A 692-nucleotide genomic window follows, 5' to 3' on the forward strand; every position below is an offset into this window, starting at 1 on the left:
TACCAGTTCACGTCCGCCATGGTGTAGTCGTAGTCCATCACACGCACGACGCCCGTGGTCAGACCGCGACCGTACTCCAGCTTGTGGATATGTTCCTCGTCGATGCGCTGCCCGCCGCGTTCGAGGTAACGCACGGTTTTATAGGCCGGTTCCTGGGCGGGATAGCCGTGGGTGTCCATCATCACCAGCGTGTCGTTTTCCCAGTAAAAGCACAGGCCCCATTCCTGCCACAGCAGGTTGAGGTAATCCCAGTCGCTCTGCCAGAACTGCCGCTGGTAATCCCGCTTCGGGTAGGGCCGCCTTCCGTTGCCCGCACCGATGACGTTGTCCCACTGCACCTTGAACGTGTACTTCTTCAGAATCTCTTTCGAAATGTCCACCACGCTCATGTCCCTGAAGTGCCGGTTCTCGCGGTTCAGGGTCGCGAGCCACAGAAAGCACCGCAGGCGCAGGCGGTATTGCATGCGCCGGTTGTCCGCGCCGAGGCACTTCATCTCCGAGATCACGCCCGTGATCTCACGCACGCCCGCGCCGATATTGATCTCGCCATCGGCCAGCGTGCCGTTGCCCTCGACCGCGATCCTGACCGTCAGGCTCTGCCCGATGAGCTTGTCCGTATCGACCACCTTGTGAAGCCCATCGAGATAGAGGCCACTCTCATCGATGGTCTGCACGTCAAGCTGGTAATCCGA

General features: G+C 60.3%; 1 protein-coding gene. It reads right to left on the reverse strand.

All coding sequences use genetic code 11. The annotated features are described in order from the left end of the window. A partial coding sequence (locus U4Y88_RS37580; RefSeq protein ID WP_321790129.1) for a phage late control D family protein occupies positions 1 to 692 on the reverse strand: 692 nt, incomplete at both ends.

Source organism: Paraburkholderia sp. J94 (assembly GCF_905220285.1).
Lineage (GTDB): Bacteria > Pseudomonadota > Gammaproteobacteria > Burkholderiales > Burkholderiaceae > Paraburkholderia > Paraburkholderia tropica_A.